20 protein-coding genes, 1 tRNA gene and 1 pseudogene are annotated in these 26,287 nt (G+C 54.4%); 5 read left to right on the plus strand and 17 right to left on the minus strand.

Going from position 1 to position 26,287, the window contains the following annotated elements:
- Positions 1-44: 44 nt before the first annotated feature.
- The 3 genes from smc to rpmH form a co-directional block, all read right to left on the minus strand.
- Positions 45-3,629 carry a chromosome segregation protein SMC gene (smc, locus tag L1047_RS12165; protein ID WP_235279240.1) on the minus strand — a complete coding sequence of 1,195 codons (3,585 nt, stop codon included), beginning with the start codon at positions 3,627-3,629 and terminating at the stop codon, positions 45-47.
- A gap of 101 nt (positions 3,630-3,730) precedes the next feature.
- The gene (gene rnpA, locus L1047_RS12170; RefSeq protein ID WP_235279241.1) at positions 3,731-4,096 is read right to left on the minus strand and encodes a ribonuclease P protein component; all 366 of its coding nucleotides are present in this window, start codon (positions 4,094-4,096) and stop codon (positions 3,731-3,733) included.
- An 82-nt stretch (positions 4,097-4,178) separates the two neighbouring features.
- On the minus strand, positions 4,179-4,319 hold the full coding sequence (gene rpmH, locus L1047_RS12175; RefSeq protein WP_235279242.1) for a 50S ribosomal protein L34: 141 nt from the start codon (positions 4,317-4,319) through the stop codon (positions 4,179-4,181).
- A 301-nt stretch (positions 4,320-4,620) separates the two neighbouring features.
- Here rpmH and dnaA point away from each other — a divergent pair, with 301 nt between their 5' ends.
- The 3 genes from dnaA (at position 4,621) to dnaN (ending at position 8,241) form a co-directional block, all read left to right on the plus strand.
- Entirely contained in the window at positions 4,621-6,048 is a 1,428-nt protein-coding gene (gene dnaA / locus L1047_RS12180; RefSeq protein ID WP_235279243.1) for a chromosomal replication initiator protein DnaA, read from the plus strand.
- Positions 6,049-6,315: 267 nt separating this feature from the next.
- Entirely contained in the window at positions 6,316-6,459 is a 144-nt protein-coding gene (locus tag L1047_RS12185) for a hypothetical protein (protein WP_235279244.1), read from the plus strand.
- 561 nt (positions 6,460-7,020) lie between these two features.
- Positions 7,021-8,241 (plus strand): DNA polymerase III subunit beta, encoded by a 1,221-nt coding sequence (gene dnaN / locus L1047_RS12190; protein ID WP_235279667.1) that lies wholly within the window; start codon positions 7,021-7,023, stop codon positions 8,239-8,241.
- On the opposite strand, the gene L1047_RS12195 is transcribed toward dnaN, so the two are convergent.
- From L1047_RS12195 to rpsB, 9 genes and pseudogenes are all read right to left on the minus strand, one after another.
- Positions 8,238-9,632: a hypothetical protein gene (locus L1047_RS12195; protein WP_235279245.1), complete on the minus strand. Its 1,395-nt coding sequence runs from the start codon at positions 9,630-9,632 to the stop codon at positions 8,238-8,240. The two genes, dnaN and L1047_RS12195, sit on opposite strands and share 4 nt — an antisense overlap.
- A 267-nt stretch (positions 9,633-9,899) precedes the next feature.
- Positions 9,900-10,748 carry an AAA family ATPase gene (locus L1047_RS16665; protein WP_235279246.1) on the minus strand — a complete coding sequence of 283 codons (849 nt, stop codon included), beginning with the start codon at positions 10,746-10,748 and terminating at the stop codon, positions 9,900-9,902.
- Positions 10,745-11,083, minus strand: coding sequence for a hypothetical protein (locus L1047_RS12205; protein ID WP_235279247.1), 339 nt, complete (start codon positions 11,081-11,083; stop codon positions 10,745-10,747). Before L1047_RS12205 ends, L1047_RS16665 begins: the two co-directional genes overlap by 4 nt.
- 279 nt (positions 11,084-11,362) lie before the next feature.
- Positions 11,363-11,956 (minus strand): hypothetical protein, encoded by a 594-nt coding sequence (locus L1047_RS12210; protein WP_235279248.1) that lies wholly within the window; start codon positions 11,954-11,956, stop codon positions 11,363-11,365.
- 112 nt (positions 11,957-12,068) lie between these two features.
- Positions 12,069-13,013 (minus strand): tRNA epoxyqueuosine(34) reductase QueG, encoded by a 945-nt coding sequence (queG, locus tag L1047_RS12215; protein ID WP_235279668.1) that lies wholly within the window; start codon positions 13,011-13,013, stop codon positions 12,069-12,071.
- A 66-nt stretch (positions 13,014-13,079) separates the two neighbouring features.
- Complete coding sequence (locus L1047_RS12220) at positions 13,080-14,486, minus strand: amidohydrolase (protein WP_235279249.1); 1,407 nt, start codon at positions 14,484-14,486, stop codon at positions 13,080-13,082.
- A gap of 78 nt (positions 14,487-14,564) precedes the next feature.
- Complete coding sequence (locus tag L1047_RS12225; protein ID WP_235279250.1) at positions 14,565-15,374, minus strand: PHP domain-containing protein; 810 nt, start codon at positions 15,372-15,374, stop codon at positions 14,565-14,567.
- Positions 15,375-15,512: 138 nt separating this feature from the next.
- Positions 15,513-16,157 (minus strand): annotated as a pseudogene (gene tsf, locus L1047_RS12230) (translation elongation factor Ts); the annotation flags it as partial.
- 184 nt (positions 16,158-16,341) lie between these two features.
- Positions 16,342-17,139 carry a 30S ribosomal protein S2 gene (gene rpsB, locus L1047_RS12235; protein WP_235279252.1) on the minus strand — a complete coding sequence of 266 codons (798 nt, stop codon included), beginning with the start codon at positions 17,137-17,139 and terminating at the stop codon, positions 16,342-16,344.
- Between the two features lie 200 nt (positions 17,140-17,339).
- On the opposite strand from rpsB, the gene L1047_RS12240 reads away from it, so the two are divergent.
- A tRNA-Pro gene (locus L1047_RS12240) sits at positions 17,340-17,413 on the plus strand.
- 365 nt (positions 17,414-17,778) lie between these two features.
- Here the strand turns inward: L1047_RS12240 and L1047_RS12245 are convergent.
- Positions 17,779-18,459, minus strand: coding sequence for a hypothetical protein (locus L1047_RS12245; RefSeq protein WP_235279253.1), 681 nt, complete (start codon positions 18,457-18,459; stop codon positions 17,779-17,781).
- Between the two features lie 153 nt (positions 18,460-18,612).
- The gene (glnA, locus tag L1047_RS12250; protein WP_235279254.1) at positions 18,613-20,037 is read right to left on the minus strand and encodes a type I glutamate--ammonia ligase; all 1,425 of its coding nucleotides are present in this window, start codon (positions 20,035-20,037) and stop codon (positions 18,613-18,615) included.
- A gap of 321 nt (positions 20,038-20,358) precedes the next feature.
- Between glnA and L1047_RS12255 the strand changes: the two genes are divergently transcribed.
- Positions 20,359-20,580, plus strand: a complete 222-nt coding sequence (locus L1047_RS12255) for a GNAT family N-acetyltransferase (protein WP_235279255.1) — start codon at positions 20,359-20,361, stop codon at positions 20,578-20,580.
- A 20-nt stretch (positions 20,581-20,600) separates the two neighbouring features.
- Here L1047_RS12255 and L1047_RS12260 read toward each other — a convergent pair whose 3' ends face one another.
- The 3 genes from L1047_RS12260 to L1047_RS12270 form a co-directional block, all read right to left on the minus strand.
- Positions 20,601-22,625: an alpha-1,4-glucan--maltose-1-phosphate maltosyltransferase gene (locus L1047_RS12260; RefSeq protein WP_235279669.1), complete on the minus strand. Its 2,025-nt coding sequence runs from the start codon at positions 22,623-22,625 to the stop codon at positions 20,601-20,603.
- Between the two features lie 168 nt (positions 22,626-22,793).
- On the minus strand, positions 22,794-24,146 hold the full coding sequence (locus L1047_RS12265; RefSeq protein ID WP_235279256.1) for a TldD/PmbA family protein: 1,353 nt from the start codon (positions 24,144-24,146) through the stop codon (positions 22,794-22,796).
- A gap of 234 nt (positions 24,147-24,380) precedes the next feature.
- Positions 24,381-26,087 (minus strand): M14 family metallopeptidase, encoded by a 1,707-nt coding sequence (locus L1047_RS12270; RefSeq protein WP_235279257.1) that lies wholly within the window; start codon positions 26,085-26,087, stop codon positions 24,381-24,383.
- Positions 26,088-26,287: the final 200 nt, after the last annotated feature.

A 26,287-nucleotide genomic window follows, 5' to 3' on the forward strand; every position in this document is an offset into this window, starting at 1 on the left:
AGGAGTTCCCCAGCACCTCCTGAAAGAACCAGAGAACCAATGCCCTAACCGGCGTGAGGGGTTGGGTTCGTCAAACCAATCACTTGGGTATGAGCACCACGAGCCTGGGTCACGCCAATGGTGCGCTCTGCCTTTTCGATCATGGGGCGACGCAAACTTACCACCAAAAACTGCGCCTGACGGGATTGCTGCCAAATCATGCTGGCCAACTTTTCCACATTGGCCCCATCCAAAAACATATCCACCTCATCAAAGGCATAAAAACTGGAGGGCCGGAACCGCTGCAGAGCAAAAATGAAGCTGAGAGCCGTCAGGGATTTTTCCCCTCCCGACATGGAGCTAAGACGACGCACCGGCTTGCCTTTCGGGTGGGCCACTAGGGTCAGACCACCCGCCAAGGGATCCTCTGGATTTTCCAATTCCAAATGGCCATCACCATCCGAAAGCTGGGCAAAAATGGTCTGAAAATGACCATCAACAGCGTTAAAGGCATCCAGAAAGGCTTGGCGACGTAGAGTGGCAAAATTTTCGATGCGCAACAACAATTCTGTGCGTTCTTGGTTTAGGGTCTCCAACTTAGCACTCAAATCCGTGAGGCGTACCTGGGTTTCTTCATACTCAGTGATCGCCAGCATATTGACAGGTTCAAGGGAGCGCAGTTTGTCTTCGGTTTTGCGTTTTTGCCGTTGTAGCTCATCCAAAGTCCAGTTAGTAGGTAAATCAGGAAGCGAGTCGGGCAGATCTTGGGCAGCCGCTTGCAATTGTGTTTGCAGTTGAGCCAGCAGGGCTTCTTTTTCCTGTTGTTGGGTGAGGGCGTTGTAGCGTTCCCAATCGAGGCGTTGGATCTGCTGTTGTTGGGCCCGCACTTGAAATTCCTGTTGATCCCGTTCTTGGCGCAGGTGGGCAAGGCGGGCTTCGATCTCACTCATGTGTTGCCGTTGGTTGGCGATGTGCTCTTGGGTTTGGCGAATACTTTCTTGCTGTTGAGCCATCTGCGCCTGGAGGTGGGCTTGACGCTGCTCGCTCTCCTGTAGGCGCTCCTGTTGCTGCTGCACCTTGGCCCGATTCAGTTGTTGCTGGGTGGAGTTTTCCTGCCGTTGCCGCTCCAGTTGGGTCAGCTGCTGCTGAAGTTCTGCTAGGTGACTTTCCTGCTGTTGAACCTTCTGCTGAGTTTGCTGCCAATGCTGGTTCACCGGGGATCCCTCCAGTTGGCTGAGTTTGAGGGTGAGATCCGCCAGGCGCTGTTCGAGAGGAACAAGGTAAAGCTGAATCTGGTCGAGCCGCTGCTGAACCTGCTGGCTTTCGGTGTGCAATTGCGCCAGGGATCCCTGCAGTTGCTTAAGGCGGGCCTGCTGGTTTTGGCAATCGGATTGGTGGCGTTCTAAGTATTGCTGGGCTTGCAGGGTGTCTTGGCGGGCAGACAGCAGGGCTTGGGTCAGTTGTTTCTCGCGGGCTTGGCCAGCTTGCAAACGTGGGATAAGGGCTTTGAGTAATTCTTCAATATCTTCTAGGCGGACGCGCAATTCGTCCACTTCCGAGTGTTCGCTGGCCGAAAAGTGGATCCCTTGTCGGTGCTGGCTGGTGCCACCGGTGATCGCCCCGGAGGTTTCTAGAAGCTCTCCTTCTAGGGTGACGATGCGGTGCTTGCCGATGTGGGGCTGAGCCAGTTCTAGGCTCTCAAACACCAGGGTAGAGCCGAGCACAAATCCAAACACATCTCGGTAACGATCTTCAAAACGCACTAGGCGAATGGCATAATCAATCAGGCCATTCAATTTCAAGGGGTTGGGAGGGCGGGTAGTTTGTAGTTTATTCAAGGGTAAAAAGGTAGCCCGCCCTGCTTTTTCTCGTTTCAAAAAGTTCACAGCACTGACGGCAACGGTATCATCTTCTACCACCACAAACTGCAACCGACTGCCGGCAGCGATCTCCAGAGCCAGTTGATACTGCGGATCCACCTGCCCCAACTGGGCCACCAACCCCAATACCCCCGGCAGGCGAGCACCCAACACTGCTTGGGTGGCACGGGATCCCTGGGATTCTTGCAGCACTTGACGGCGGGTTTCCAATTTGTCCAGTTGCCGCTGTTTGCTGTGTAGCTCGGCGGTGAGGCGTTCGTGGGTGGCTCGATCCAATTCCAAACTGGCCTGCAGCTGCGATAACTCTTGCGCCAGGGTTTGCACCTGAGCTTCCGACTGGCGGCAAGACTGTTCCAAGCCAGCGGTGAGAGCGAGATGGGATCCCAGCCAGTTCTCAATCTGGGCGATCTCTGTTTGGGTGTCTTGGCCCTGCCGTTCCAGTTGTCGTTGCCGTTCTTGCAAGCGAATTTGCTCCTGCTGTAGAGGTTCCTGTTCGGCGCGGATCTCCTCCACATGGCGGGTGAGATAGCGCTGTTGTTTCACCCAAGCATCCGAGGATTGGGCCAAGGCTCGCAGTTGTTCTCGGCTTTGCTCGAGGTTGGCTTGGGCTTTCTGATGCTGGGTTTGCAGGGATCCCTGGGCTTGGGTGAGTTGCTCCTGTTCGGTTTGTAGGTGTTCCAGTTCCGCATCCAAACGGAGCAGATGCTCTTGGCAGTGCTGTCGCAGGCGCTGCTCCTGCTCGATCTCCTGCTGCCAAGTTTCAATCTGTTGGCTGGCCTGCTGCAGTTGTGCCTCAGCAGTGGCGATCTGGGCTTGCAGGTGCAGGTATTCTTCTTCCCCTAGGGCGTGGATGCGGCTTTGCAACTTCGTCAGGGTGGCTTCTGCTTGTTGCAAATGCTCGTTCAAAGTCTCTAGCTCAGTAGTGGCCCGCGCCTGGGCGCTGAGAAGCTGCTGAATGGAGTCCTGAGTTTGCTCCACTTGGGTTTGCAAATGCCGCCAAAGCAGCACCTGTTGTTGCTGTTCCAGGGTTTCTAGGTGCAGCCGCAGTTGCTGGTATTGTTGGGCCTTTTCACTTTCTTTGAGCAACCGCTCTCCTTGAGCTTGCAGTTCCTGCTCGATCAACCGGAACCGCTCAATTTGCTCTCGTACCGCCTCCAACTTGTTGTTGGCCTGGGCAATTTTGCGATCAAAGGTGGCTACCCCCGCCAATTCGTCGATGATCTGCCGCCGCTCTTTGGCGTTCATAGAAATAATGCTGGTGACATCCCCCTGCAAAACGACGTTGTAGCCGTTCGGGTAAATGTGCATCGCCTCCAGTTGTTCGTGCAGCTCGCTCAGGGTACAGGGCACATCGTTGATATAAAAGGTGCTGGTGTAGGCAGGGGAATCGGGATCCTCTCCCCGGCCAGGGCTGACCCGCAGGCGACGGCTCACTTTCCATTCCGTGGGATGGGCTGCTCCATTTCCAGCTCCATGGGTATCTCCATACCCAATAGGAGGGGATCCCTGACCCAGATCAAAGGTCACCGAAACATGGGTCTCTACTCGGCGATGACTGTTGAGACTGCCCGAATGTACCAGATCCAGCAGCTTTTCCGCCCGCATCCCCCGCGAGGAAGACAGCCCCAGCGCAAACAAGATCGCATCAAGAATATTGGATTTGCCAGAGCCATTAGGGCCAGAAATGACGGTAAACCCTGGCAACAACGGCATCGAGGTCGTGCTACCAAAAGACTTGAATCGGGTCAACTCGATCTGCTTGACGTACATGACACCGCACATCTAGTGTGGCCACCACCAGATGATGGCAACAGGCTAGCATGGGTAGCAAAACTTGCGTAGCTAACCTGCAAACCCAATTCCACGCAGCCTCACTCGGGATCCCTGGGCTGCACCTCCAGTAAATCCGCCTTTTGCAACAGCCGCTGGACTTCTGCCCGCAACTGCTTCCAACTACAGCTCAACAAACTGGCTTTGGGAATCAACAGCAGCCGGTATCCGGGTTTCAGGTTTGGGCACAGAGACCGTAAGATTTCCCGCAACTGGCGACGCAACCGATTTCGACGTACTGCCGATTGGCTCACTTTTTTGCTGATCACCAACCCCACCTGGCTGGGGAGCCCTGACTCTACTGGGCGAAACAGTACCGTTAGACCCCCACTGGAGCGGCGCTGCCCCTCCTGATACAAAGCTTGAAAGGCTCGACGATCGCGCAATCGATGACGAGCAGGCAACATCAACAGGCAAAGACTAGGAAAAACAGTTCAGCAGAATGGGATCGCTGCTTAGGATTTAAACTTGGCAAACTTGACCCACACACTAAGAAGCAGCCAGACGATGCCGCCCTTTGGCTCGCCGCCGCCGCAAAACTTGCCGCCCAGTTGCGGTTTGCATTCTGGCGCGGAACCCAGAGACTCGGATGCGTCTGCGATTGGTGCCGCGAAGGGTACGCTTGGTCATGGTGAGGAATCCGTGAGGTCAATATGAGGTCAATATGAGGTCAATATGAGGTCAAAACAATGTTGGTTGAATCTGTTGCATCCGTGTTGACGATGCTGACGAGACTAAAGCTCACCAACGCAAGCCAAAGTCCAGTCCACTTGCAGCTAGTCACGGATTTAGGATCGTAGCAGACTCACTTAGAAATTGCTAGATTGGCCACCCTGCGCGAAGCAGCTAAATTGGGATATCCTGAGTCCCTGCCGAGGGATCCCAGTAGCGGATCCGCTGGGTCATTGACTTATCGCGTTGGGTGTGTTGCGTGGATATCTCCCTGGATCAACTCTGGGATGAGGCTTTGGGGCACTTGCAGGTGCAACTGAGCCGTCCAACCTTCGAGGCCTGGATCAAAACGGCTCGGGCCGAATCTTTGGTGGATAACCGCCTCACCATCTGTACCCCCAGCGAATGGGCACGGGGCTGGCTGCAGAAACACTATGCCCCCACCATCACCGAAGTGGTGCAACGGGTAGCAGGGATCCCGTTGCAGGTGGAGTTTTCCGTTTCTCCCCATGCCCTAGCCGCAGAAGAACCCCACTCAGCTGCCCTTTATGGGCCAGGTTCTGGCTCACTTTCCCCAACATCCCGCGATGGCAGCAGTTTGCCTGCTTCCGCCACCCTCGGACTGGAAGTGAATGGCGGCCTGCCAATGCGCGCGCCGGATCTCAACCCCAAGTACTCCTTTTCCCGCTTTGTGGTCGGCTCCAACAATCGCATGGCCCATGCCGCGGCCCTGGCGGTGGCGGATAAGCCCGGGCGCGCCTACAACCCTCTTTTTCTCTGTGGTGGGGTCGGGCTGGGCAAAACCCACCTGATGCAGGCGATTGGCCACTACCAACTGGAGGCGGATCGGCGGGCCAAAATTTTTTACGTGTCTACCGAGCGCTTCACCAACGATTTGATTGATGCGATCCGGCGGGACGGTATGCAATCATTTCGGGAGCATTACCGGGATGTGGATGTCTTATTGGTAGATGATATCCAGTTCATCGAAGGTAAAGAATACACCCAGGAAGAGTTTTTTCATACTTTCAATACCCTGCATGAATCCGGCAAACAAATCATCCTGGCCGCCGATCGCTCCCCCCATCTGATCCCCCGTCTTCAGGAACGGTTGTGTTCCCGCTTTTCCATGGGCTTGATCGCCGAGATTCAATCACCGGATATCGAAACCCGCATGGCTATTCTCAAGAAAAAAGCCGAGTACGAGGGGATGAACCTACCCGCCGGGGTGATCGAGTACATCGCCACCACCTACACCAACAACATTCGGGAGTTAGAAGGAGCTTTGATTCGAGCTGTGGCCTATGTCTCCATCTCCGGCCTGCCGATGAGTGTGGACACCATTCAGCCGATCCTCAACCCCCCCACCGAACCGAAAGAGATCACCGCCGACATTGTCATTGGCGTGGTTTGTGAAGAATTCGGCATCGACCGCGACAGTCTTCTCGGCTCCTCCCGCAAACGGGATATCAGCCAAGCACGGCAAGTAGCAATGTTTTTGATGCGCCACCACACCAACCTCAGTCTGCCCAAAATCGGGGATTATTTTGGAGGAAAAGATCACACCACGGTTATCTATAGCTGCGAAAAGGTCACTCAGTTACAGCGGGAAAATCTGCAATTTGAGCGACAACTGCAAAACCTGGCGGAGCGACTACGGGTCACCGCCAACAACCGAGACACCTAAAGGGAAGCCAATCCCTATTTCAGTCAGCAAAGCTCTTTACAGCCTTTTCCCACTTCACACAGGCCCTTGAGCGCGGTAGCTAGTTTCCACAAACAAGTCGGAAATGTAGGCAGAGTCTCCACGGGGATCATTGGGAACAGGTCATCCACTGCCATCACTTGTCCCGATAACAGATGGGGATCGAACGCCCGTTCGTGATCCTGGAGTTGAGCAATGGCTTCTAGGAGCGCTCCACGATGAAGACTCTCCTCGTACTCAACCACCCGAATGGCTATCTCTTTGACCAAGGGATCCCTTCAACCCAGCAATGGAAAAAAGGGCAGCGAAAGCTTCCTTTCACAGCCTGTGGAAAAACTGTGGAAAACCGCCATGGCCCGCCCAAGCCACGATGGAATGCCCAACCACATCTAGAGGGAGGATTCACCACATTAAGGGATCTCACACTGACTGTGTGTTAAGTTTTGTAACTTTGTCAGGAAATAGCAACATTTCTGCCCCATCAGCCTGTGGAAAACCTGTGGAAAACTCTAAAAACCTGTGGAAAACCTGTGGAAAAACCCCCCAAGTTATTAACAGGTATAAATACTCTGTGGAAAACTTGGCTAGTTTTCCACATTTTTTCCACAGGTGGGGAATAGGGTCAAAAGGTTGTGGTACAAGGTGTTGGGGATCACTTTCCACAGTTTCCACAGCCCCTACTACTACTAGATCAAAATATTAGATAAAGCAGGGATCGAGATCTTAAACTTCTCGCACGCAAGATCTGCGTTTTGGCAAAGTTGCTGCAAGGGGCAGGGATCCAACTCGGGCAGTCAGTGTAGGATGTGCGTGTTCAGCCCTCAAGTGCCCCTCATGGTGCAAGCCCAAAGTCCCACCGACAACGCGGAGCGTCAACGTGTCAACGAGACGGAGTCCTGGTCTCAGAGCCGCTTTGGCAGAGGTTCAGAAGGGGATCCCTCCCCCTCCATGGCCCTGAACCTGACCTGCGAGCAAGCGGATCTCAGTCATCACCTCGCGTCAGTCGGTCGAGCCGTAGCCAGTCGTCCCACCCTGCCGATTTTGGCCAATGTGTTGCTGGAGGCAGACGCGGAAACTCAACGGGTTGCCCTCACCGCCTTTGACCTGAACCTGGGTATTCGCAGCGAGTTTGACGCCCAGGTGGAGCATTCTGCCCGGACAACCTTGCCCGCCAAGCTCTTCAGCGATATTGTCAGTCGCCTACCCAGTGGCAAGATCACCTTGAGCCAGCCGCAAGAAGGTGCTCCCGTGACCCTGACTTCTGCTGCGGGTCAGTACCAGGTGCGAGGCTTATCGGCTGAGGACTACCCCACCTTGCCGGAAGTGGGCGCCGGTGATGGAGGTGAAGCGGCACAAGCTTTGGAACTGCACATTGAGAGCCTGCTGCAGGGGATCGGTCACACCCTCTTTGCTGCTTCTGGAGATGAAACCAAACAGGTGTTGACGGGGGTGCATGTCAAGCTGCTGGCTGGGGAGGGGGATCCGCCGTTGTTAGAGTTTGCCGCCACCGATGGGCATCGTCTGGCGACCGTGCAGACTGAGCTGATAACCTTCCCGGTTGTGCGCGGCACGAGCAGTGCCGGGATCCCGAGTGAATTGGCGGGGCAGGATCTGGGGGGAGTTAGGCTGGATTTCACCATTCCTGCCCGCACCCTGCGGGAGTTGGAGCGGATTCTGAGTAACCAAGCTGCCGATACGGTGCAGTTGCGTTTTGATCGGGCACAGGTGCAATTCGGCCTCGAGCGCCATTTGATCACCAGCCGCCTTTTGGATGGCCAATACCCCGACTACAACCGTCTGATTCCCACCCAATTTGAGCGGCAAGTGACCCTAGAGCGGCGGCCTTTAATCGAATCCCTGGAGCGGGTTGGGGTGTTTGCCGCTCAAAAGAACGACATCATCAAGTTCAATCTTTCCTCAGCAACCCAAACCCTACAGATCAGCACCGAAGCTCCCGATGTGGGCAGCGGCCAAGAATCTCTGCCGGTACAGATGTCTGGGCCGGATTTGGAGTTGGCCTTTAATGTGCGCTACTTGCTCGATGCCCTCAAGGTGTTTCATACCCAGCAGGTGAGCCTAGACCTTAACGGTGCCACACAACCCGCCATCTGGAAGCCCATCGGGGCAATGCGCTTGTGCTATCTGGTCATGCCGGTGCAATTGCGAGCCACCTAGAGCTTGAGATAAGTGGCCAAGCTGGCGCGGCGAGTGGGGGCAAATCGGGCGCAGGTGTATAAAATCGGCTCCAAGGCTTGGGCATGACTTTTCTGAAACTGCCGCAACAGGGTTTCGGGATCCAAGTGATGGGCAAACATTCGGTGAACGGTTCTATGCCAGGTTCGGGTTGCTTCGGTGCCTAGGTGATGGTAAAGGAAAGCCGCTAGAGGAGAGCGGGTTAAGTCGTGGCTGGTGGTGCTGGGTCGGCCCTTGTGCAGCAGTTCCAAAACCACGGGGTCGTGGGGTAGTCTTGGGCAGATTGTTTCCGTCATCTGCTGCTCCCAAAAGGTTTGATGGGGATCCTCACCGCTTTCGCTGGAGGTGCGGTAGCCCAAAAATAAAGAGATGGGGCCATCTCCACCACTGCTGAGGGCCACCGCCTCTAATAAGCCAATCGCCACCAGTTTCACCCCGATGTACTCTTTCCCAATGCGGATATTCTGGGTAGCCTGCTCGGTCATAGCCTGCCAGGTTTCTGAGTTAGGGTAGCCGCGGTGATAACGGAACACCAGCTGCGGATCCAAATTGAGAAAAAACTGCTCCATCCGCTGCAACACCCGGCGATACTCCACCACCGAGTAGAGATTAAACTCCAGCAGGCGTGGGTTCATTTCCGGCAGCAGCGCCCAGGTGTGATCCAAAAAGGCCCCGGCATCGGCAAAGGCGAAATTTTCTACATCGCGGTTGGCTAGCTCCACTGCATCCCGCAACATTTGCCCAATTTGTTCAGGGCTCAGCCCCAACTGCAGCTCGTGGTTGAGTTGTTCAATCCGACGTTCCAACTGCTCCAGGCTGGAACAGCCCTCGGCATCGCGGGGACGAAAGGGAATGGTGGATTCGATGCTGGCCACGATCGCCACTTGATCTTGAAGGGAGAGCCACGGCCCCACTTGGTCCAAGGCCATACAAGCGCTTAAAAATTCATTGATGCCATCGGCATGGCTGTAGTGCTGCCCTGGCTGAAAGTTAAACAGACGCAAACAGATTTGCAACGGCAGAGAAGGCTGAATTGCGGCAATGCGGATCCCGCTGGGGGTGGGAATGATGGCACCCTCCAGATGCTGTACCAGCCTTTTAGGAAACCCGTAGGGGCCGGAATCGGGGGCGTGTTGATCCAGTTGTAGGTAGATAATGTCGTGAAACAGGCCCGCCAAAATCTGAATCGGAGAGTGAGCTCTGCTAACTTTTAGGGTGTGGTGGGTGGTGTGAAAACGGCGGGATCCCCGTTCCATGCGGGTAAAGATGAGCACCGCCATCCGCTCTATTTCCAGAGGAGGAACCTTTATCCTGAGTTGTCTAAAGGCTTGCTCCAGCAGGTCGATAACTTGGATCAGCGGCGATTCCTGCATCTCAATCTCGAATTCTGCTCCGGGGTTCTAGCGGATGGCCGGATGCACAGACGACAGCTTTTTCCGACTTCATAGAGGATGACGACTGGGAATCGTTGTCAGACAAGGCATGAGCCCTGTAGTGGGTACCCTTGGGAAAAGCTGTAATTTCAGCTTTTCCCATGCCCAGGGAGCAGGTCGTTAAAAACAGTTGCAAGGGGTTGTGAATTGGGAGTTGTCTCTAGGCTAGAAAAATCAGCCTTGTAGACTTGTGATTGAAATCACAGCCTAAACGTAGCAATGGGTGAATTCCTGTATCAAATCTACCCGTCCTTTGCGCAACACCGCTGGATCTAGGCGTTCGGTGGTATTGCAGGTCATCAACACTACTAGCTTCTGTTCGTAGTGGGGGTGTTCTTCATCCAGCACACTCTGATGCAGCGTGCCATCTAAGAGGCTGAGGATGCGCTCAGTTTTGCTGTTCTGTTGGGCCACTTCGCTGGCGCGGTCTTGGGCGAGGTTGTCGGCTTCATTGACGATCAGACAGACCCGTTCCAGATAGGGAGGGGGAATAAATTCTTGTATCGCTTCGTGGTCCAAAATAAACACCACATAACCCAGCGGCATCAGCAGTTCCTGGGCCACTGCTTGCGTCCAAGCGGTTTTGCCAGTACCCGGGATCCCGTGCACCAAGACCGCCAATCGCTCCTGCTGCAAAATCCGCTGTTGCACCTGATCCGTGAAGGTTTGAATCTCAGCCGGAAAAGAACTGATCGGATAGGGGCTTTGGATTTGCCCGATCCGACTTTGGTAACCACTCAGCATTACCGCCAGATTGTAGGTGACCTTACGAATCAAGGGTTTGAGGTCGATACCCATTAAAGTGTAACGGCGGCGAGATTGATAGGTGGTTTCTATTTGCAGCCAGATTTGATGCTCTGGCCAAAAGGCATAGACAGTGCCCAGACTGCGGATCTGCTCCCAACTGCTAAAGCGTTCGATTGGGTAGTAGAAGTAGCGATCCATGAACACTTGTACGATCTGGGCTGGCCGTTCCAGATGTGCCAAGATTTTCAAAACGGTGACCTCTTGGAGGCGGGTCAGAACATAATCGATAGGAATTTGATCTCGGCTCACCTGTTGCTGAATTGGGGTTTCGGTGGAAAGCGAGTTTTGAAAGGTGTAGTCGGGGGTGGGGTGACGCTGTTCCAGAATTCGTCGATTTCGTAACGGGTGTTTTCCGAGAAAAGATTGAGCAAATTGGCCAGCGGGCTAAATTCATTGCATCCGACAGCATTGGCGATATCGCTGCACACATCCAGGGCTTTTTGGGCCAGAGCCCAGGGATCCTGCATCGCCAGTTGCCAGAAATACTGCGCGTCAAAATGCCGATGCAGCGGTCTCCACCCATATCCCAAAAGGTTCTGGCGGTCAGGCTGTTGGTAGCTGGAGTAATAGTTGTCGTAATCCATGTAAGAGCGGGGGCTGAGCTGAAAGAGGGAAATAAAAGATGGTGAAAGTGTATGTTAGCTCGAACTAACCCAGCCGTGGCACGGACAGAACAGCAACAGGCATGGGTCGGGTGGGGATCCCAAGGGTTATATGGTCTGCACCCAGCCTGAAGCAGTGCTTCTAATTGCTTCTAGGTGATGTTTTTATCAAAGTCTTTTTGAGTTAATTTGAATTAAAATTAAAACTTTTCTGATCTTTGTTTGAAATAAATTAATCTTGAGATTTCCCACTAAAATATCTTACCACAGCACATTAGCATTTACCTGATAACTATTCAAGATCTGATTGATACTGGGCTTCAGTTCTTGAAATTGGTCGCTGGGCACCACGATGTAGATTAAAGACAGATAGCCGTCATTCTGCTGAATGAAGCTGTTCCCCTGCATAACGACTGTGCCCTCATCGTACTGAAAGCTAACTCTGACACTATTATCATTTTGTAAAGTCGGCTCTAGATCCATGATAAAGTTAGGGCGATCTCTGAAAACATTTTTTAAATCTTTTTGTAACCGAAAGCCCAGCTCCTGAGCCGATAAGGGGGCTTCGTCGCTCTTGAAAATGGCGATCCCTATCCAACTCGGCCCATCCGGATCAACAAAGAACGCCCGCGAAACCTGGTCATCTCCCAAATTTTCCTGTTCCCAAGTGCGCGGAACTTCTACAGTAAAAAGACCGCCAGCGTGGCTGTAGGTAACCCGTTCTCCGAGATCGGGAGCGGTTGCTTCTCTCTGAGCGATCCAGATACGATCCGGAGTTTGGGCAATGGCCTGCGGACTCAGCCACACCTGAGCAGTTATCAAGAGGGCAACCAAAGCGATCCCATCGCTCTTCATAACCCACCTACTTTGGGGAATACCGAAGGCAACTGCTGGCAAAGATCGAGCCATCCAACTGGAGTAATCGGATCATAACGCAAATTCAAAAATCTTCCTCCGTGTTTTGATCTCAGGGCTTTTCAGAACATTCTAAACCCTGTGCTCCAGAATTTGAAACACTCTGTAGAGCTGCCTGGGCATTGCGTCGCAGCCGTTTGGCTTTCAGTCTGCGTAGGGTTGAGGCGGGAAATTTTTGGTGGAATTCCCTATCGCTAATCTGGGCCAAATCCTGGAGGTTGGGGGCTACATTCCAGGCATAAGGTTGAAAATCCGGGATCCCGCTCGGTTGGGCAAAGCGTTGGTTCCAGGGGCAAACATCTTGGCAAATGTCGCATCCGGCAACCCAATTGTTGAGGTTCTGGGCGATTTCAGATGGGATCCCTTCCGCGTGGCTTTCTAGGGTGTGGTAAGCAATACAAAGACGGGAATCGACAACGCCCGGGCTGACAATTGCTTGGGTGGGACAGGCTACTAAGCAACGGGTACAGGTGCCGCAGTGGAAAGGATGCGGGCGATCCGGCATTAACTTCAAGGTGGTGAGTAGCACCCCCAAGAAGATCCAGGAGCCATACTCGCGGGTGAGCAAGAGGCCATTTTTGCCAATCCATCCCAAGCCCGCCTGCATAGCCCACGGTTTTTCCGCGATCGGGCCGGTATCCACGTAGAAGCGGTTTTGGCAGTCGGGGAATGCTGTCTGCATCCACAGGTGCAGCTGCTTCAGCCGTCGCCCCAGCACCCGGTGATAGTCGCGGCCCCAAGCATACCGAGAGATTTTGCCCTGGCTCGGATCGCAGCTGTGCTGAATAGGGGTGTAATAATTAAGGGCCACACACACCACCGATTGGGTTCCTGGCAGAACCAACCCCACATCCCCTCGACGGGGATCCCTCATCCAGTCCATATCCGCAGCCATGCCCTGCGCCAGCCAAGTGCGCCAGCCCTGTAAATCTGGGGGATCCGCCACGCTAGCAATGCCGACTTTATCGAAGCCAAGGGCCAGCGCCTGTTGCTTAATCTGCTCTGTGGCTCTGGCGCGATCTGCTTCCTCCAACACGGGATCCCAACGGCAACGCTGCTAAGGCTATTCTGGCAACCCCATGACACGGCGGTAGCGGGCCTCCAGTTGTTCCGCCTGCGCCGACTTACGGAAGGGATCCCAGTTGCTGTGGGCAAACAGATCCTGTCGTAGCTTCTCTACATTCAGGGTGGTTACGGTTCCCGCTGACACCACCTGCTTCCCTTTCACCCAGACACTATCCACCACTTGCGTGGGGCGGCCCAAAATCAAAAGTCCAATCGGGTCGGTGCGGGGCAGAATTGACAGTTGGGTTAGGTCGTAGAGCACCAAATCCGCTTGCATCCCCACCGCCAGGGATCCGAACTGATCCGCCATGCCTAGGCCAGTAGCCCCACCCCGTGCTGCTATTTCCACACTTTCGCGGGGGGTAATCCAGTGGCGGTAGTCGAAATCGGTGACATTGTGCAGGATGCTGCCGATCTTGATGGCTTCCAACAGATCCTGGGAATCGTTGCTGGCAGATCCATCGCAGCCAAAAGAAACATTCACCCCTGCCTGCCGATATTTCAGCATGGGGGCAATACCGCTGCCCAGGCGCAGGTTGCTCAAGGGGTTGTGGACGACTGTGGATCCTGTCTGAGCCAGGATCTCGATATCCGCATCTGTCAGCCAAACGCAGTGGGCCAAAGAAGTTTTCTGGTCCAGATAACCAATCCGTTGCAAATGTTCGACGGCGCTGCAGCCATATTTTTCTTGGGCCAACATTTGCTGGGCGCGGGTTTCCAGCAGATGGGCATGACGGGGCAGGTTGTACTTTTGGCTCAGCTCCACGCAGCCCTTAAAGAGATCATCCGAACACAGTTGGATCCCGGTCGGGGCCACCATCAAAGTTACCCCTTCTTCCGGTCGATGGAATTGCCGCACGGCTTCTTCCACAATCCCTAGCACTTCGGCGGTGGTGAGGGGGTAAGCCTCGTGCTCCAAATCGGTGAATTCCCCGGTTGGTAACCCTGTTGACAGGGCTTGATCCTGGATCAGGGGGCCAATAAAGGCGCGGATCCCGCTTTGTCGGTAGGCTTGTACGGCTGCTTCAATGGTGGCTAGCTCTTGCCCGGGGATCAGTACCAAGTGATCCACCACCGAGGTACCCCCCGTGAGCAGGGTTTCCACGGCAGTGCCCAAAGCACTCAGATAGATTTTCTCGGAATCCAGTGGCGCATACTCGTGCAGTTGCGCAATCCACAGCTCCAGCGGGTAGGGAGGAATGATCCCCCGTTGCCACATTTCAGAAGAATGGGTGTGGGCATTAACAAAACCTGGCAAAAGCAATTTATCGCGGGCATCTAGTTCTGTGCCGGTTACCGATAAGCCTGAGCCAATCGCCGCAATTTTCCCCCCTTCGATATGTACATCTGTGGTTTCGTAGCCCGTGTGGGTGGGAATCAATGCATTGCGTAGGACGTAGCTCATGCCAGGGATCCAAAAAGGCCGCCTGTTACCTTAGCGTGTTCGAGTTAACACTGCCAAGGCAGACACTAGGAAAGTCCCTCAAGCGGACAGACGGGCGTGGGCTACTTTCAGGGCATCCAGCAGATCCAGGCTCAGGCCCATCATGTTTAGATGAAACCCCGCTTGATTCGGCCCGTGATAATCGCTTCCTCCGGTCACTACCAGATTGTGTTTCTGGGCCAGTTTCAACAGTTGCCGCTTCTCCCGCACGCTGTGATCCGGGTGGTAAACCTCCAGGCCTGTCAAGCCTGCCTCCAACAGTGCCGTAAAGGTATTTTCTAAAGTATCTCCCCGAAACAGGGCTGGATGGGCCCATACCGGCACCGCCCCACAGGATCGCAACAGTTGGATCCCTTCCAGGGCGCTGAACTTTTCGTAAGGAACAAAGGCTGGTCTATCATCTCCTAGAAAGCGTTCAAAGGCTTCGCGGGCATTGCGCACATGGCCTGCTCTCACCAAAGCTTGCGCTAGATGGGGCCGACCGGGGGCAATAGGGGTATCGGGCATGGGGATCGGGTAACCCAGTGCTGCTAAGCGTCTCACCATGGCCTCGGCGCGTCGGATCCGCCCTTGGCGACGTTCTTCTAAGGGAGGGGTGAGTTGCTCTGGCCGGGGATAAAAACCCAACAGGTGCAAAGACCGCCCCTGCCAAACGGTACTCAACTCCACTGCCGGGACAATCTCAATTCCCCAAAGGGATCCGGCCTCTAACGCTTCATCCCAACCCGCTAGGGTGTCGTGATCGGAAATAGCTAAGGCTTTCACACCAGCACGAGCAGCAGCCTCCACCAATTGCGATGGACTCAGGGATCCATCAGAGCAGGTGGTATGGCAGTGCAGCTCTAGCATCGGTTTATTTTATTTTTTCTTTTTGGTGGATCCCTTTTTGGCCGGTTTGCTCTCGGCAGTGGGAGCAGGGGTAGGTGCTTCTGCAAGGGGCGGAGGAGGTGCTTCTTCCACTTTCGGGGGCTCTGCTGGTTTGAGACCGGCCTGGGCAGCCACCTCAGCGGCAAAATCCACCTCTTCTTTTTCGATCCCTTCTCCTAGCACAAAGCGGACGAAGCGCCGCACCTGGATGTTTTCCCCCAGTTTGGCGATGTGCTGCTTCACCAATTCCTCTACGGTGATCGAGGAATCTTTAATGAAGGGTTGATCCAACAGTGACAACTCTTTCAGCCGCTTTTCGATACGACCCTGCACAATCTTTTCCCGCACATTTTCAGGCTTACTGGCCAGGTCGTCTTTGCCCATTTCGATGATTTTTTCTCGTTCCACCACTTCGGGGGGGATCTGGGCAACGCTGACGTATTCCACGTTTTGACAGGCAGCAATTTGCTTGGCGATATCCTGCACCAACTTCTTGAAATCTTCGCTACGCCCAACGAAATCGGTTTCGCAGTTCACCTCCACCAGCACGCCAATCCGGTTGCCAAAGTGGATATAGCTATCTACAGCCCCCTCTGCCGCGACGCGGCTGGCTTTTTTAGCAGCCCCTGCCAACCCCTTCTGCCGCAGCCAAGTGATGGCTTTTTCCATATCGCCATCCGATTCTACGAGGGCTTTTTTGCAGTCCATCATGCCTGCGCCCGTCTTCTCGCGCAGTTCTTTGACCAATTTGGCATCAATACTCATGAGGGTTCCTCGAGTCTCACATCGTACAAATAAGGGGTGACAAAAAAGTGTGGCCGGATCAGAGGATGGGCAGGCTCAGGGGTAAATTGTGAACCTATATGTCAAGGATACAAGTTTCTGGGTCGGGAGCAGGCAGGGAAATCCACAGCTGGGTAGGGGGGGATCCCTGCCTTTGACCTAGGGGTTACTCGCCTTCGTCAGCGTCTCCTTCTTCTTCGTCCTCCAGGTCCTCTAGACCTTCATCATCTAGATCCATGGCCCCCTCGTAGTCGAACTCATCCTCTTCGCTGCTGTCGAGCTGTCCGTGCCGCCCTTCGTAAATGGCATCTGCCAGCTTGCCTACGATCAGCTTGATGGCTCGAATCGCGTCGTCATTGGAAGGAATGAACACATCGCTCAGATCCGGATCACAGTTGGTATCCAACAGAGAGATGATCGGGATGTTGAGTTTGACACATTCTTGGATGGCGTTGGCTTCCCGCCGTTGATCCACGATGATCACGGCATCCGGGGGCTTGCGCATGGTTTTGATGCCGCCCAAGTATTTCTCCAGCTTGGCCAGTTCCCGCTTCAGCCGAGCGGATTCTTGTTTGGGCAAGCGATCCATTATGCCGCTGCTCTGCATTTCCTCGATTTCTTTGAGGCGGTCGATGCGGGTTTTGATGGTGATCCAGTTGGTCAGCATACCCCCCAACCAGCGCTGGTTGACAAAGTGGCTGCCACAGCGACGGGCTTCTTGGGCGATGATCCCGGCGGCTTGCCGTTTGGTACCGATGAACAGAAACCGCCGCCCTTTGTCGGCAGCATCCCGCACATACTCGTAGGCTTCGTTGAGGTAACGGGCCGTCTGCACCAAATCGATGATGTGGATGCCGTTCCGCTCTGTAAAGATGTAGGGCCGCATTTTCGGGTTCCAACGGCTGGCTTTGTGGCCAAAGTGAACCCCTGCCTCCAGCAATTGAGGCAAACTGACTACGCTCATGAATGTGTGATCTCCTGCGGGTTAGCCTCCGCCCGAACGGATCCCATAAGGACACCCGATGGTTCAGGCGTGTGATTTTTTAACAGCTTAACTAAGCTAGCATGTCTCTTACGGGATCCCGCAATCTGGGGTTAACGCCTGTTGGGATCTGGTGCTAGACTAGCGAAGCACTTCTAGAGTTTTTTCTCCTGTAGGTGCATCGGGGCGTAGCGCAGCTTGGTAGCGCACCACTTTGGGGTAGTGGGGGTCGAAGGTTCAAATCCTTTCGCTCCGATAGTAAAAAAATCCCCTAAAACCTGCTCAGTGAGCGGGTTTTTGCTTTTCTGGATCCCTACCCCAGAGAATGTAGTTGACTTGCTTGACTAGCACCGCCACCGTAGAAAGGTCAGGACGGGATAAGCAACACGCTCGAAGGTTGGATAAGTTGGCTGAGCAACCAGAGGAAGGGATCCATTCTCCAAGGCCATCGAGTGGTGTTTCGAAAGGTGCGGCTAGAAGACTTGGTGTTTACTGCAAGGCAAGGCTGACCAGCCTATGGAGAACAGCCCCAGCGGGGGAAAAACGTGTCTGTGGTGGTGGGGTTAAGCTTGGCCGGGGTGGTGCTTCGGCGGTGATTTTAGGTTCTGTTCGACCGGAGCCTCAGATTCGACGCAGCCGCTGAAGCAGCTCTTCCCCCAAACGCATAAAATTTTCAATAGCTTCCGGTTGTACCCGCTGGTTACTGCGCCAGAGAATCAAATAGGATCCGGATCCCGCGACAGCATAGTTGAGATGATCCTCCAGAAAACTCAAGACACCAGGGTGAAAACGCATCCGAATTTGATCTTCATCCTGTCCTCGTAAGAGGTAGCTCCGAGAAAACTTGGGGTGACTCTCGAAGTTGATGTCTTTCATGCCGAAGGCTTTGGCGATGCCATGGAAAAAAGCATTTTCGGGGTGCAGGCGAAAGCTGGGCAAGCGTAGGTCTTTTTGGTAGGCTGAAAAGACCGTCATCCGGTAGGTACCGCGATCTCTGGTGTGGCCAATGGTGTATTCGTAATCAAACAGCGTGATTTCGGTGTCATCGATCAACCGCTTACTCAGAAGATTGAAGGAACAGCGACTGTGGCCCCGCTGAAACAGCTCAAAACCGGATTGATCCAAACCGGATGGGATCCCCTCAACTGACCAGGCAGCAAACCGCATTCCCAAACGAGCAGCCACCTGCTCTAGGGCTTCCCGACGTTTCTTTTTCTGGTAAAAGTTGAGGACAATCAGCCCAACAACCCCAACAAACAGAGCGGCAAACAGGATCAAAATCAGCCAAAACGGATCCATCATCCTTCTCCTCCTGGACTCAGCCCTACCCCCAGAATACCCAGAAGCAGGCCTAAAAAAGGATCCCCTCACAGCCAAGAGAAGGGATCCAGATCCAGTGCGATAGCTGAGATAGTTGCGATTCTCCAGGCCTAATGCCGAAGATCAAGCATCCGATCACGCATCGTAATAGAGGGCGAACTCATAGGGATGAGGCCGCAGGTTGATCGGGTTGATCTCGTTGTCGATCTTGTACTCGATGTAGGTCTCGATCAGGTCTTCGGTAAAGACACCCCCTTCCAGCAAAAAGGCATGATCCTTTTGCAGGTTTTCCAAAGCATCCAACAGGGATCCGGGGGTGGAGGGAATCTTGGCCAGCTCTTCCGGCTCCAGATCGTAGATATCTTTGTCGAGGGGCTCGCCGGGGTGGATCTTGTTCTTGATCCCATCCAAACCGGCCATCAACATGGCGGAGAAGGCAATGTAAGGGTTGCAGGTGGCATCGGGACAGCGGAATTCCAGACGCTTGGCTTTTGGGCTGGTGCCGGTCACCGGAATGCGAATGGAAGCGGAGCGGTTGCCTTGGGAGTAAGCCAAGTTTACCGGAGCCTCAAACCCGGGTACCAGGCGCTTGTAGGAGTTGGTGGTCGGGTTGGTGAAGGCCAGGATGGCGGGGGCATGCTTGAGGAGGCCACCAATGTAATAGAGGGCGGTTTCGCTCAGGTTGGCATAGGTGCCCTCCCCATAGAAGAGGGGCTGGCCATCTTTCCAGAGGGACTGGTGGGTGTGCATGCCGGTGCCGTTGTCGTTGAACAGAGGCTTGGGCATGAAGGTGACGGTTTTGCCGTGCTTGCGGGCCACATTGCGAATCACATACTTATAAATCAGCATGTAGTCGGCAGCCGAGATCAGATCGGCGAAGCGGTAGCCCAGCTCCCCTTGTCCGCCGGTGGCCACCTCATGGTGATGCTTCTCGATCGGCACCCCTAATTTGGCCATGGTTAGCAACATCTCGGTGCGGATGTCTTGGTGCGAGTCGGTGGGAGGAACGGGGAAATAGCCCTCTTTGTAGCGGGGTTTGTAGGCCAGGTTGCCGCCCATTTCTTCGCGGCCAGAGTTCCAACGGCCTTCGATGGAATCGACAAAGTAGTAGCCAGAATTTTGGGTTTGGTCAAAGCGGACATCTTCAAAGATGAAAAATTCCGCTTCTGGGCCGAAGTAGGCGGTATCGGCAATACCAGTGGATTGCAAATAGGCCACGGCGCGGGTAGCCAAACTGCGGGGGCAACGGGAGTAAAGCTGCCCCGTGCGGGGCTCAACAATGCTACAGGTGAGGCTAAGGGTGGGAACTTCCAGGAAGGGATCGATCCAGGCGGTCTTGGGATCCGGCACCATGAACATGTCGGACTCGTTGATTGCTTTCCAGCCCCGGATACTGGATCCATCGAAGGCTAACCCCTCGCTGAAGGTTTCTTCTCCAATCATCGAGGTGTGAAAGGAGACGTGCTGCCAGGTGCCGAAGATATCCACAAACTTGAGATCCACCATCTGGACGTTGTTGTCCTGGATCATCTGAAGCACTTCTTGGGGCGTGGATGCCATTACTCTCTCCTTATTGGATTTGCGGTTAGGACTGGGGTGAACTACGGTGGGTTCGGGTGAGTTTATACGGGATCCCAGCGATCGATCCCCGCGTTTTGACCCAAGTACGGCCAGAAACGCTCACTCATCCTAAAAAGGCCGACACCGGCATTTTGTTGTTTCTGATACAAAATTTGCCAGAACTGCTCTTTGCTGACAACTTCGTGGCTTTTCTTTCAGGGAAGTCTATGCCCTTCTAGGGATTCCCGTCTGCATCGGCATCTCACATCGTGGGGGTGAGTCCTTTAGGTTTAGGATCGAGGTTTGTTTGGGATCCCTGACATGCTGCTTCTGGAAACTGAAATGGGATCCCTAGTGTTGCAGGTGGGGTTTGAACAGTTGGGGTTAGCAGAGATCGGCTGCTGGACTTTAGCCCAGAACTGCGCCTCCCAACGGGTGATGGAAAAGTTGGGGTTTGTCTTTCAGCGCCCCATCACCCATGCCGGGTTGCCCCATCTGTATTACCAACTTTCTGTGGCGGATTTTGCCCGCACCCGCAGCTAAAACCCTACAGCCTCAGCTCTCTAAGAATTCTCCAAGAGAAAAATGTGGGCGGGCATCGTCCAGGGATCCAATTTGATGTAGTTGCTGGATCCCTGCCACGAGTAGTGGCGACCATCCAACAGATCCGTCAGCTTAAAGGTTTGCCAATGCTCCAAGTCCAAAGCCGCCAGGTTTAGGTTGACCCAACCGGATTGAATGTGAAAGGGATCCAAATTGACGGCCACCAAAATGCGATTGGAACCATCAAAGGTGCGTTTGGAGTAGCAAATGAGGGCATCATTGTTGGTGGGGTGAAACACCAGGCTCCAGTCACTTTGTAGAGCTAGATTTTGCCGGCGAATGTGGTTAACTGTGGTGATTAAGGGCCGCAAGTTATCCGGCGCATCCAGATCCCAGTGACGGATTTGGTATTTCTCGGAATCCAGGTATTCTTCGCTGCCTTGGCGAACCGGACGCCCTTCACACAGCTCAAAAGCCGGGCCGTAAATACCGTAGTTGGATCCCAGTGTGGCGGCCAAAATAAAGCGCAACATAAAGGCCGGGCGACCCCCCGTTTGCAGAAACTCGTGCAGAATATCGGGGGTATTGGGCCAGGGATTGGGACGGTAATACTCCCGCATCGGAGTTTGGGTCAGTTCGGTGAAATACTCCGTCAGGCCCCACTTGTCGTTGCGCCAAGTGAAGTAAGTATAAGACTGGGTAAAGCCTAACTTGGCCAAAGATTTCATCAATTTTGGACGGGTAAAAGCCTCTGCTAAAAAGATTGCCTCGGGGTGTTTGGCTTTGATCTCACCAATGCACCATTCCCAGAAGCCAAAAGCCTTGGTATGAGGATTATCCACCCGAAAGATGGTCACCCCCTGGTCGATCCAGTATTGGATCACACTTTTCAACTCTTCCCAGAGGGTCTGCCAATTTTCGGTTTCAAAGTTAATGGGATAGATATCCTGATACTTTTTGGGCGGATTCTCCGCATACTGAATGGTGCCATCGGGGCGCTTTTTGAACCACTCGGGATGCTCTTTGACATAGGGGTGATCCGGAGAGCATTGAAAGGCAATATCCAGGGCAATATCGATGTTGAAGGTTTTGGCTTGGGCCACCAACTCATGAAAGTCTGACAGGGATCCCAGTTGGGGGTGAATGGCTTTGTGTCCCCCTTCCGGCCCGCCAATCGCCCAGGGGGATCCCGTATCGCCCGGTTCTGGAGTCATGGAGTTGTTTTTGCCCTTGCGGAAGGCCAACCCAATCGGGTGGATTGGCGGCAGATAGAGAATATCGAAGCCCATCTCCGCGATCAGGGGCAGGCGGGCGATCACATCTCGGAAGGTGCCGTGGGTGTGTTCGTCGGGGCCGCAGGAGCGGGGAAACAGCTCATACCAGGCGCTAAATTGGGCTTTCACCGGATCCACCCAGATCCGCCGTTCCGGATAGGTACTGGTAAAAGGGCGCTCACCGTACACCTGCATCAGATCTCCCAAGTTGTCGGATAGGGCCGTTTCGATGGCGGGATCCCTGTGGGCCGGATCCGGGGCTGCTCCCCCTTGGCGGAGGCTTTGGGCATAGTTGCGCAGCTTGTCCTGGATATCGCCGCTGTGCAGTTGGGCGGCCCTCTCGATCAACTCCGCCCCGATCAGCAGCTCCACCGAGACATCCTGTCCGGCCTCAACCCGCTTGTGCAGATCCTGCTGCCAAGTTTTGAAGTGATCCACCCAGGCCCGAATCGTATAGTAGGCCTGCCCCAGTTGGTTCAGTTGAAATTGCCCCCGCCAGCGATCGTTGCCGACCGGTTCCATAAACAGCTCTTGCCAGATCTCTGAGCCCGCCTCCCGAAAACAAAGTACCGCCGACAGTTGGTCGTGGCCATCCCCGAAAATATCCGCTTCCACCACCACGTATTCGCCGACGGTGCGTTTAATGGCATAGCGTCCGCCGTCTATTTCCGGTGCAACCGACTCGATGATGGCGCGTTGCCGCCCTTCCGCTGGCCACATGGTCGCGTAAGCGTTGCTGAGCAACATGGATCCCTCTACTGTCAAGTACATGTTCACGGACTGTCTGCCCTAGGGTTGCAGCCTCCTCCGTCGCCCCCATGATATCCAGGCGAAACCCCTCAGCCCCTTGGCCTAGGGATCGTGGCCGGTCGAGATGGGCTACTTTGTTACAGTTTTGGGCGAAAAGAATTAGGGACTAAACGAGGGTTGAAACGGGCTTTAGCCCGCAGTCACCGAAACATCTTCTATGCGCAAAGCCGGAAAAGCAGTGCTGCCATTAAAAATGGTCACTTCTTGTGAAATTGCCGAGATATTCCGCAAACAGTCATAGAGGTTGCCGGCGATCGTGGTTTCCAAAATCGGACGTTTTTCCCCGCCTTTCACCAAAAACCCCCCTTTCACCACCCCAGAAAAATCGCCGGTGATCGGGTTGCTGCTGCCGGAGAGGCGCGTGACGATGATGCCCCGCTCCACAGCATACAGCTCAGATAAGGGGGTTTTGCCCGCAGCCACACTCAAACAGGCCGGCCCTACCCCTGGTAAGCTCCCTGCCCCTCCCGTGGCATGACCATTGGAGGGGATCCCAGCGGCGCGAGATTCGTAGCTGTTGTAGAGGAAGTTACAGAGGATGCCCTCATTCACCAGGGGGGTAATTTGGCGCGGGATACCTTCCCGGTCAAACGGCTCGATCCGGTAACCGGGTAGCCCCAAGCCCTCCGAGACCACTGTCAGCAACGGGCTGGCGATCAGGGATCCCATTTTTTGGGCCAGGGGGCTTTTGCCTTTGCGCACCGCATCTGCCCCCAACACTGCGATCAAATCCCCCAGCAGCTCATCCACCGAATCGGGCGGGAGCAAAATGGTGCCGCGAAAACTCTCCCCCTGAGTGGCCCCCAGCGCCCCGATACACTTGTTGACAAACCGATCGAAGGCCCGCTCCAGAGCCGGGATCAGATCCGCCCGTGTCTGCACGCTGTCGCCATCGTAGGCAAAGCTTCCCACCTCCTCCCCATCAATGGCCATACCAAACAGGGATCCCCCCCCTTCGACGCTGTGGTAGTTGGCGCGGATCCCGGTGGAGGAGGCAATGGCCAGAGTATCTTCTTCAACGCTGATAGAGCCACTGTCGATGTTGATGCGGCTATCTTGGGCGCGGACTCGCTCTAGGAGTTCGGATCCCAGTTGAGTAAGGGTGGCAGCATCCAGATCCAGCAAACCGGCATCAAGCGGAAAAGGAACCGATGGCAGAGGCTGGGGATCCGGCAACCCATTCAGGGGATCCGCCGGGGAGGCTTTGGCCAGAGCCACCGCTTCTGCGGCGATATCCGCCAATTCCTCCGGGCGATTGGAGGTGGCAAAGCCCAGCCTACCTCCGCAAAAAACCCGCACACCGAATAGGGTTTCGCTGCTGGTACGGGCTAGGTTCAGGTCATTTTTCTCGAAGGTGACTTCTGTTTCCCGGCCTGAGTTGGCAAACACTTCCGCTTGGTCGGCCCCAGCAGCCAAGGCCTTTTGTACACCCTGCTCACAGAGATCCAGCAGGTTTTCGGGGGAGACGAGAGCACTGGCCATAGGAGCACCGCATCCAGAAGAGCATCTCCTATTATCGGCTATGCCTTCGCTGAAGCCGGGATCCTCACAGTTGGACATGTATGAGCTATGCCACTATTCTCTTAGCTTTAAAAAAGCGCTTACAGCCTTTTCTGACTTCATGAACGACACAAGGTCAAGAAGAAATTCTTGTCGGACAAAGGGTGGGCCTGTATCGGCTGTAGGATGTATCGCTGGAAAAGGCTGTACCTAGATTCAGTCCCCCAACACCAACTGAGTACGCACCGTTCCAGCTCGCTCCGCTCGGGCAACAATTTCTAGGCAACTGCCCTCAGGCGCTTGGATCACCCATTCCACCTTGCGGCGATAGTCAATGCCCGTACTAGCAGACATAATCTCCCCGTAGGCTTTGTTGGAGCGGCCCTCCAGATGCCCGATCTCCTGTTGCTGGGATCCCATCACTAATCTGGATCCCTCGGGCAACTCAAGACTGACTTGAATCGGGCGAACGGCTTTGCGTTCCAGCGCTTTTTGGCTGGTATAGGTGGGCAAGAATCCTTGATTTTCGCATTGCACCACCACCCGAAATAAAGACTGGGATGCGTCGGCAGTTTTTCCGAGGGGGTGAACTTCGCTGCGAGCTAGTGCTAACCGCGGCGACATGAGCGCATGGGCAATGGCAAAACGACAGTGCTTATCACATAGCTCCGGCAACAATTCTGGGGGCACATTTTGCCAAACCGCTTTGTAATCCCAACCGCCAATTTCCACCAAGCCCAACTGTGGGTGTTCAAACGGCTGCCAATCGATGAAGCCTCGTCCCCCCAAAACCTGATCATTCCACTTCAACATCTTCAAATCATCTGCTTCCGGGTGCCAGCGAAACCACTGGATGAAATCTTTCTTCTCCACCCCCGCTTCGGTGGGCAGATCCCACAGTTCTGTGGTGAAGCCATACCAACCAAAGGCATCGTAGGCATAGCTATTGAAGTTACCGTGGCTAACTTTTTTCGGATGATAGCGGAAGTGATGGTAACCGGAAATGGTGGGGTAGCCGGTGATCTCGGTGGCTTTTTCGCCAATCAGCTTGTGAATATCCAGATCTTCGGGCGGGTAATGCTCATCTGGATGGGTGGCGTAGGCGCGAATGTGAACGGCAGAAGAAGTGTGATAGGTAACAAAGCCGTTGATATTGCGGTGGGTACGTAGAAATTCCCCGATGGCCCGGGTTTCCGGCTCGGAATAGGGAAAGTCCCCCGCTCCCACCTGCTCATTTTCCGGGGCCCATTCGTGCGGGTAATTGCGGTTGAAATCCAACCCTTCAAGGGTCGGAGCCATCGGTAGATCGTAGCCATCAAACTCCCGAATCAGCCCTTCGGTCATCAAATGGTAGTAGGTGCCGCCGAATTCCTCCGGATCCCGCCGTACCAAAATCCTGGGATCCAACGACGAAACCTTCCAGGCCCCGCAGGGATCCACTTTGCGCATTTGCAAAATCTTGCCATCCCCATTCACATCCTCCGGGTAAAGACCGGGTTGCGGATCCGGCTGTGGATAGGCACGGGTGCCCGAACGCAACCGATAGGGGGTAGTTAGATATTTTTCCGAGCCATCGACGGCGATACGAGGCAGCACATAGATGGTATAGCCATCCAAGAGGCGGGTTGCCCGTTCATCTTGACCGTAGTGGGTGAGTAGATAGTAGATGTCGTAAAGGGCAACCGCGGATCCCGTCACTTCTCCGGCATGAGTGTTGGCATCGAGCCAATAGGCGGGTTTTTCCAGGGCTGATCCCGTATTCTGTTGGGTCAGGGTAGCCAAAACGATATCCCGCCCCTCGTAGCTCCGCCCGATCACCTCCCATTGCATCAAATCGGGATAGGCTGCCACCATTTGCTGAAGAAAGTCAAGGATCTCAGCATGGGTGAAAAAATGGCTGAAGTCAAAAGGGGCAACAGACATGCGAGGGATCCCGTATCCACAAGGGACATTCTGCACCACTTTACAGCCTTTTCCAGCGTTATCTGATACAGCAGATTAGGTCAATCCCTTGCTCCATAGGGTTTTTTGCCTAGCTCAAGGGCCTGTGTAAAGTCGGAAAAGGCTGTATCGCCAGACTCCCAACCAACTGAGTAGGCAGAAGCACATTCCAGAGTTCTGTC

It is taken from the genome of Synechococcus sp. Nb3U1 (genome assembly GCF_021533835.1).
Lineage (GTDB): Bacteria > Cyanobacteriota > Cyanobacteriia > Thermostichales > Thermostichaceae > Thermostichus.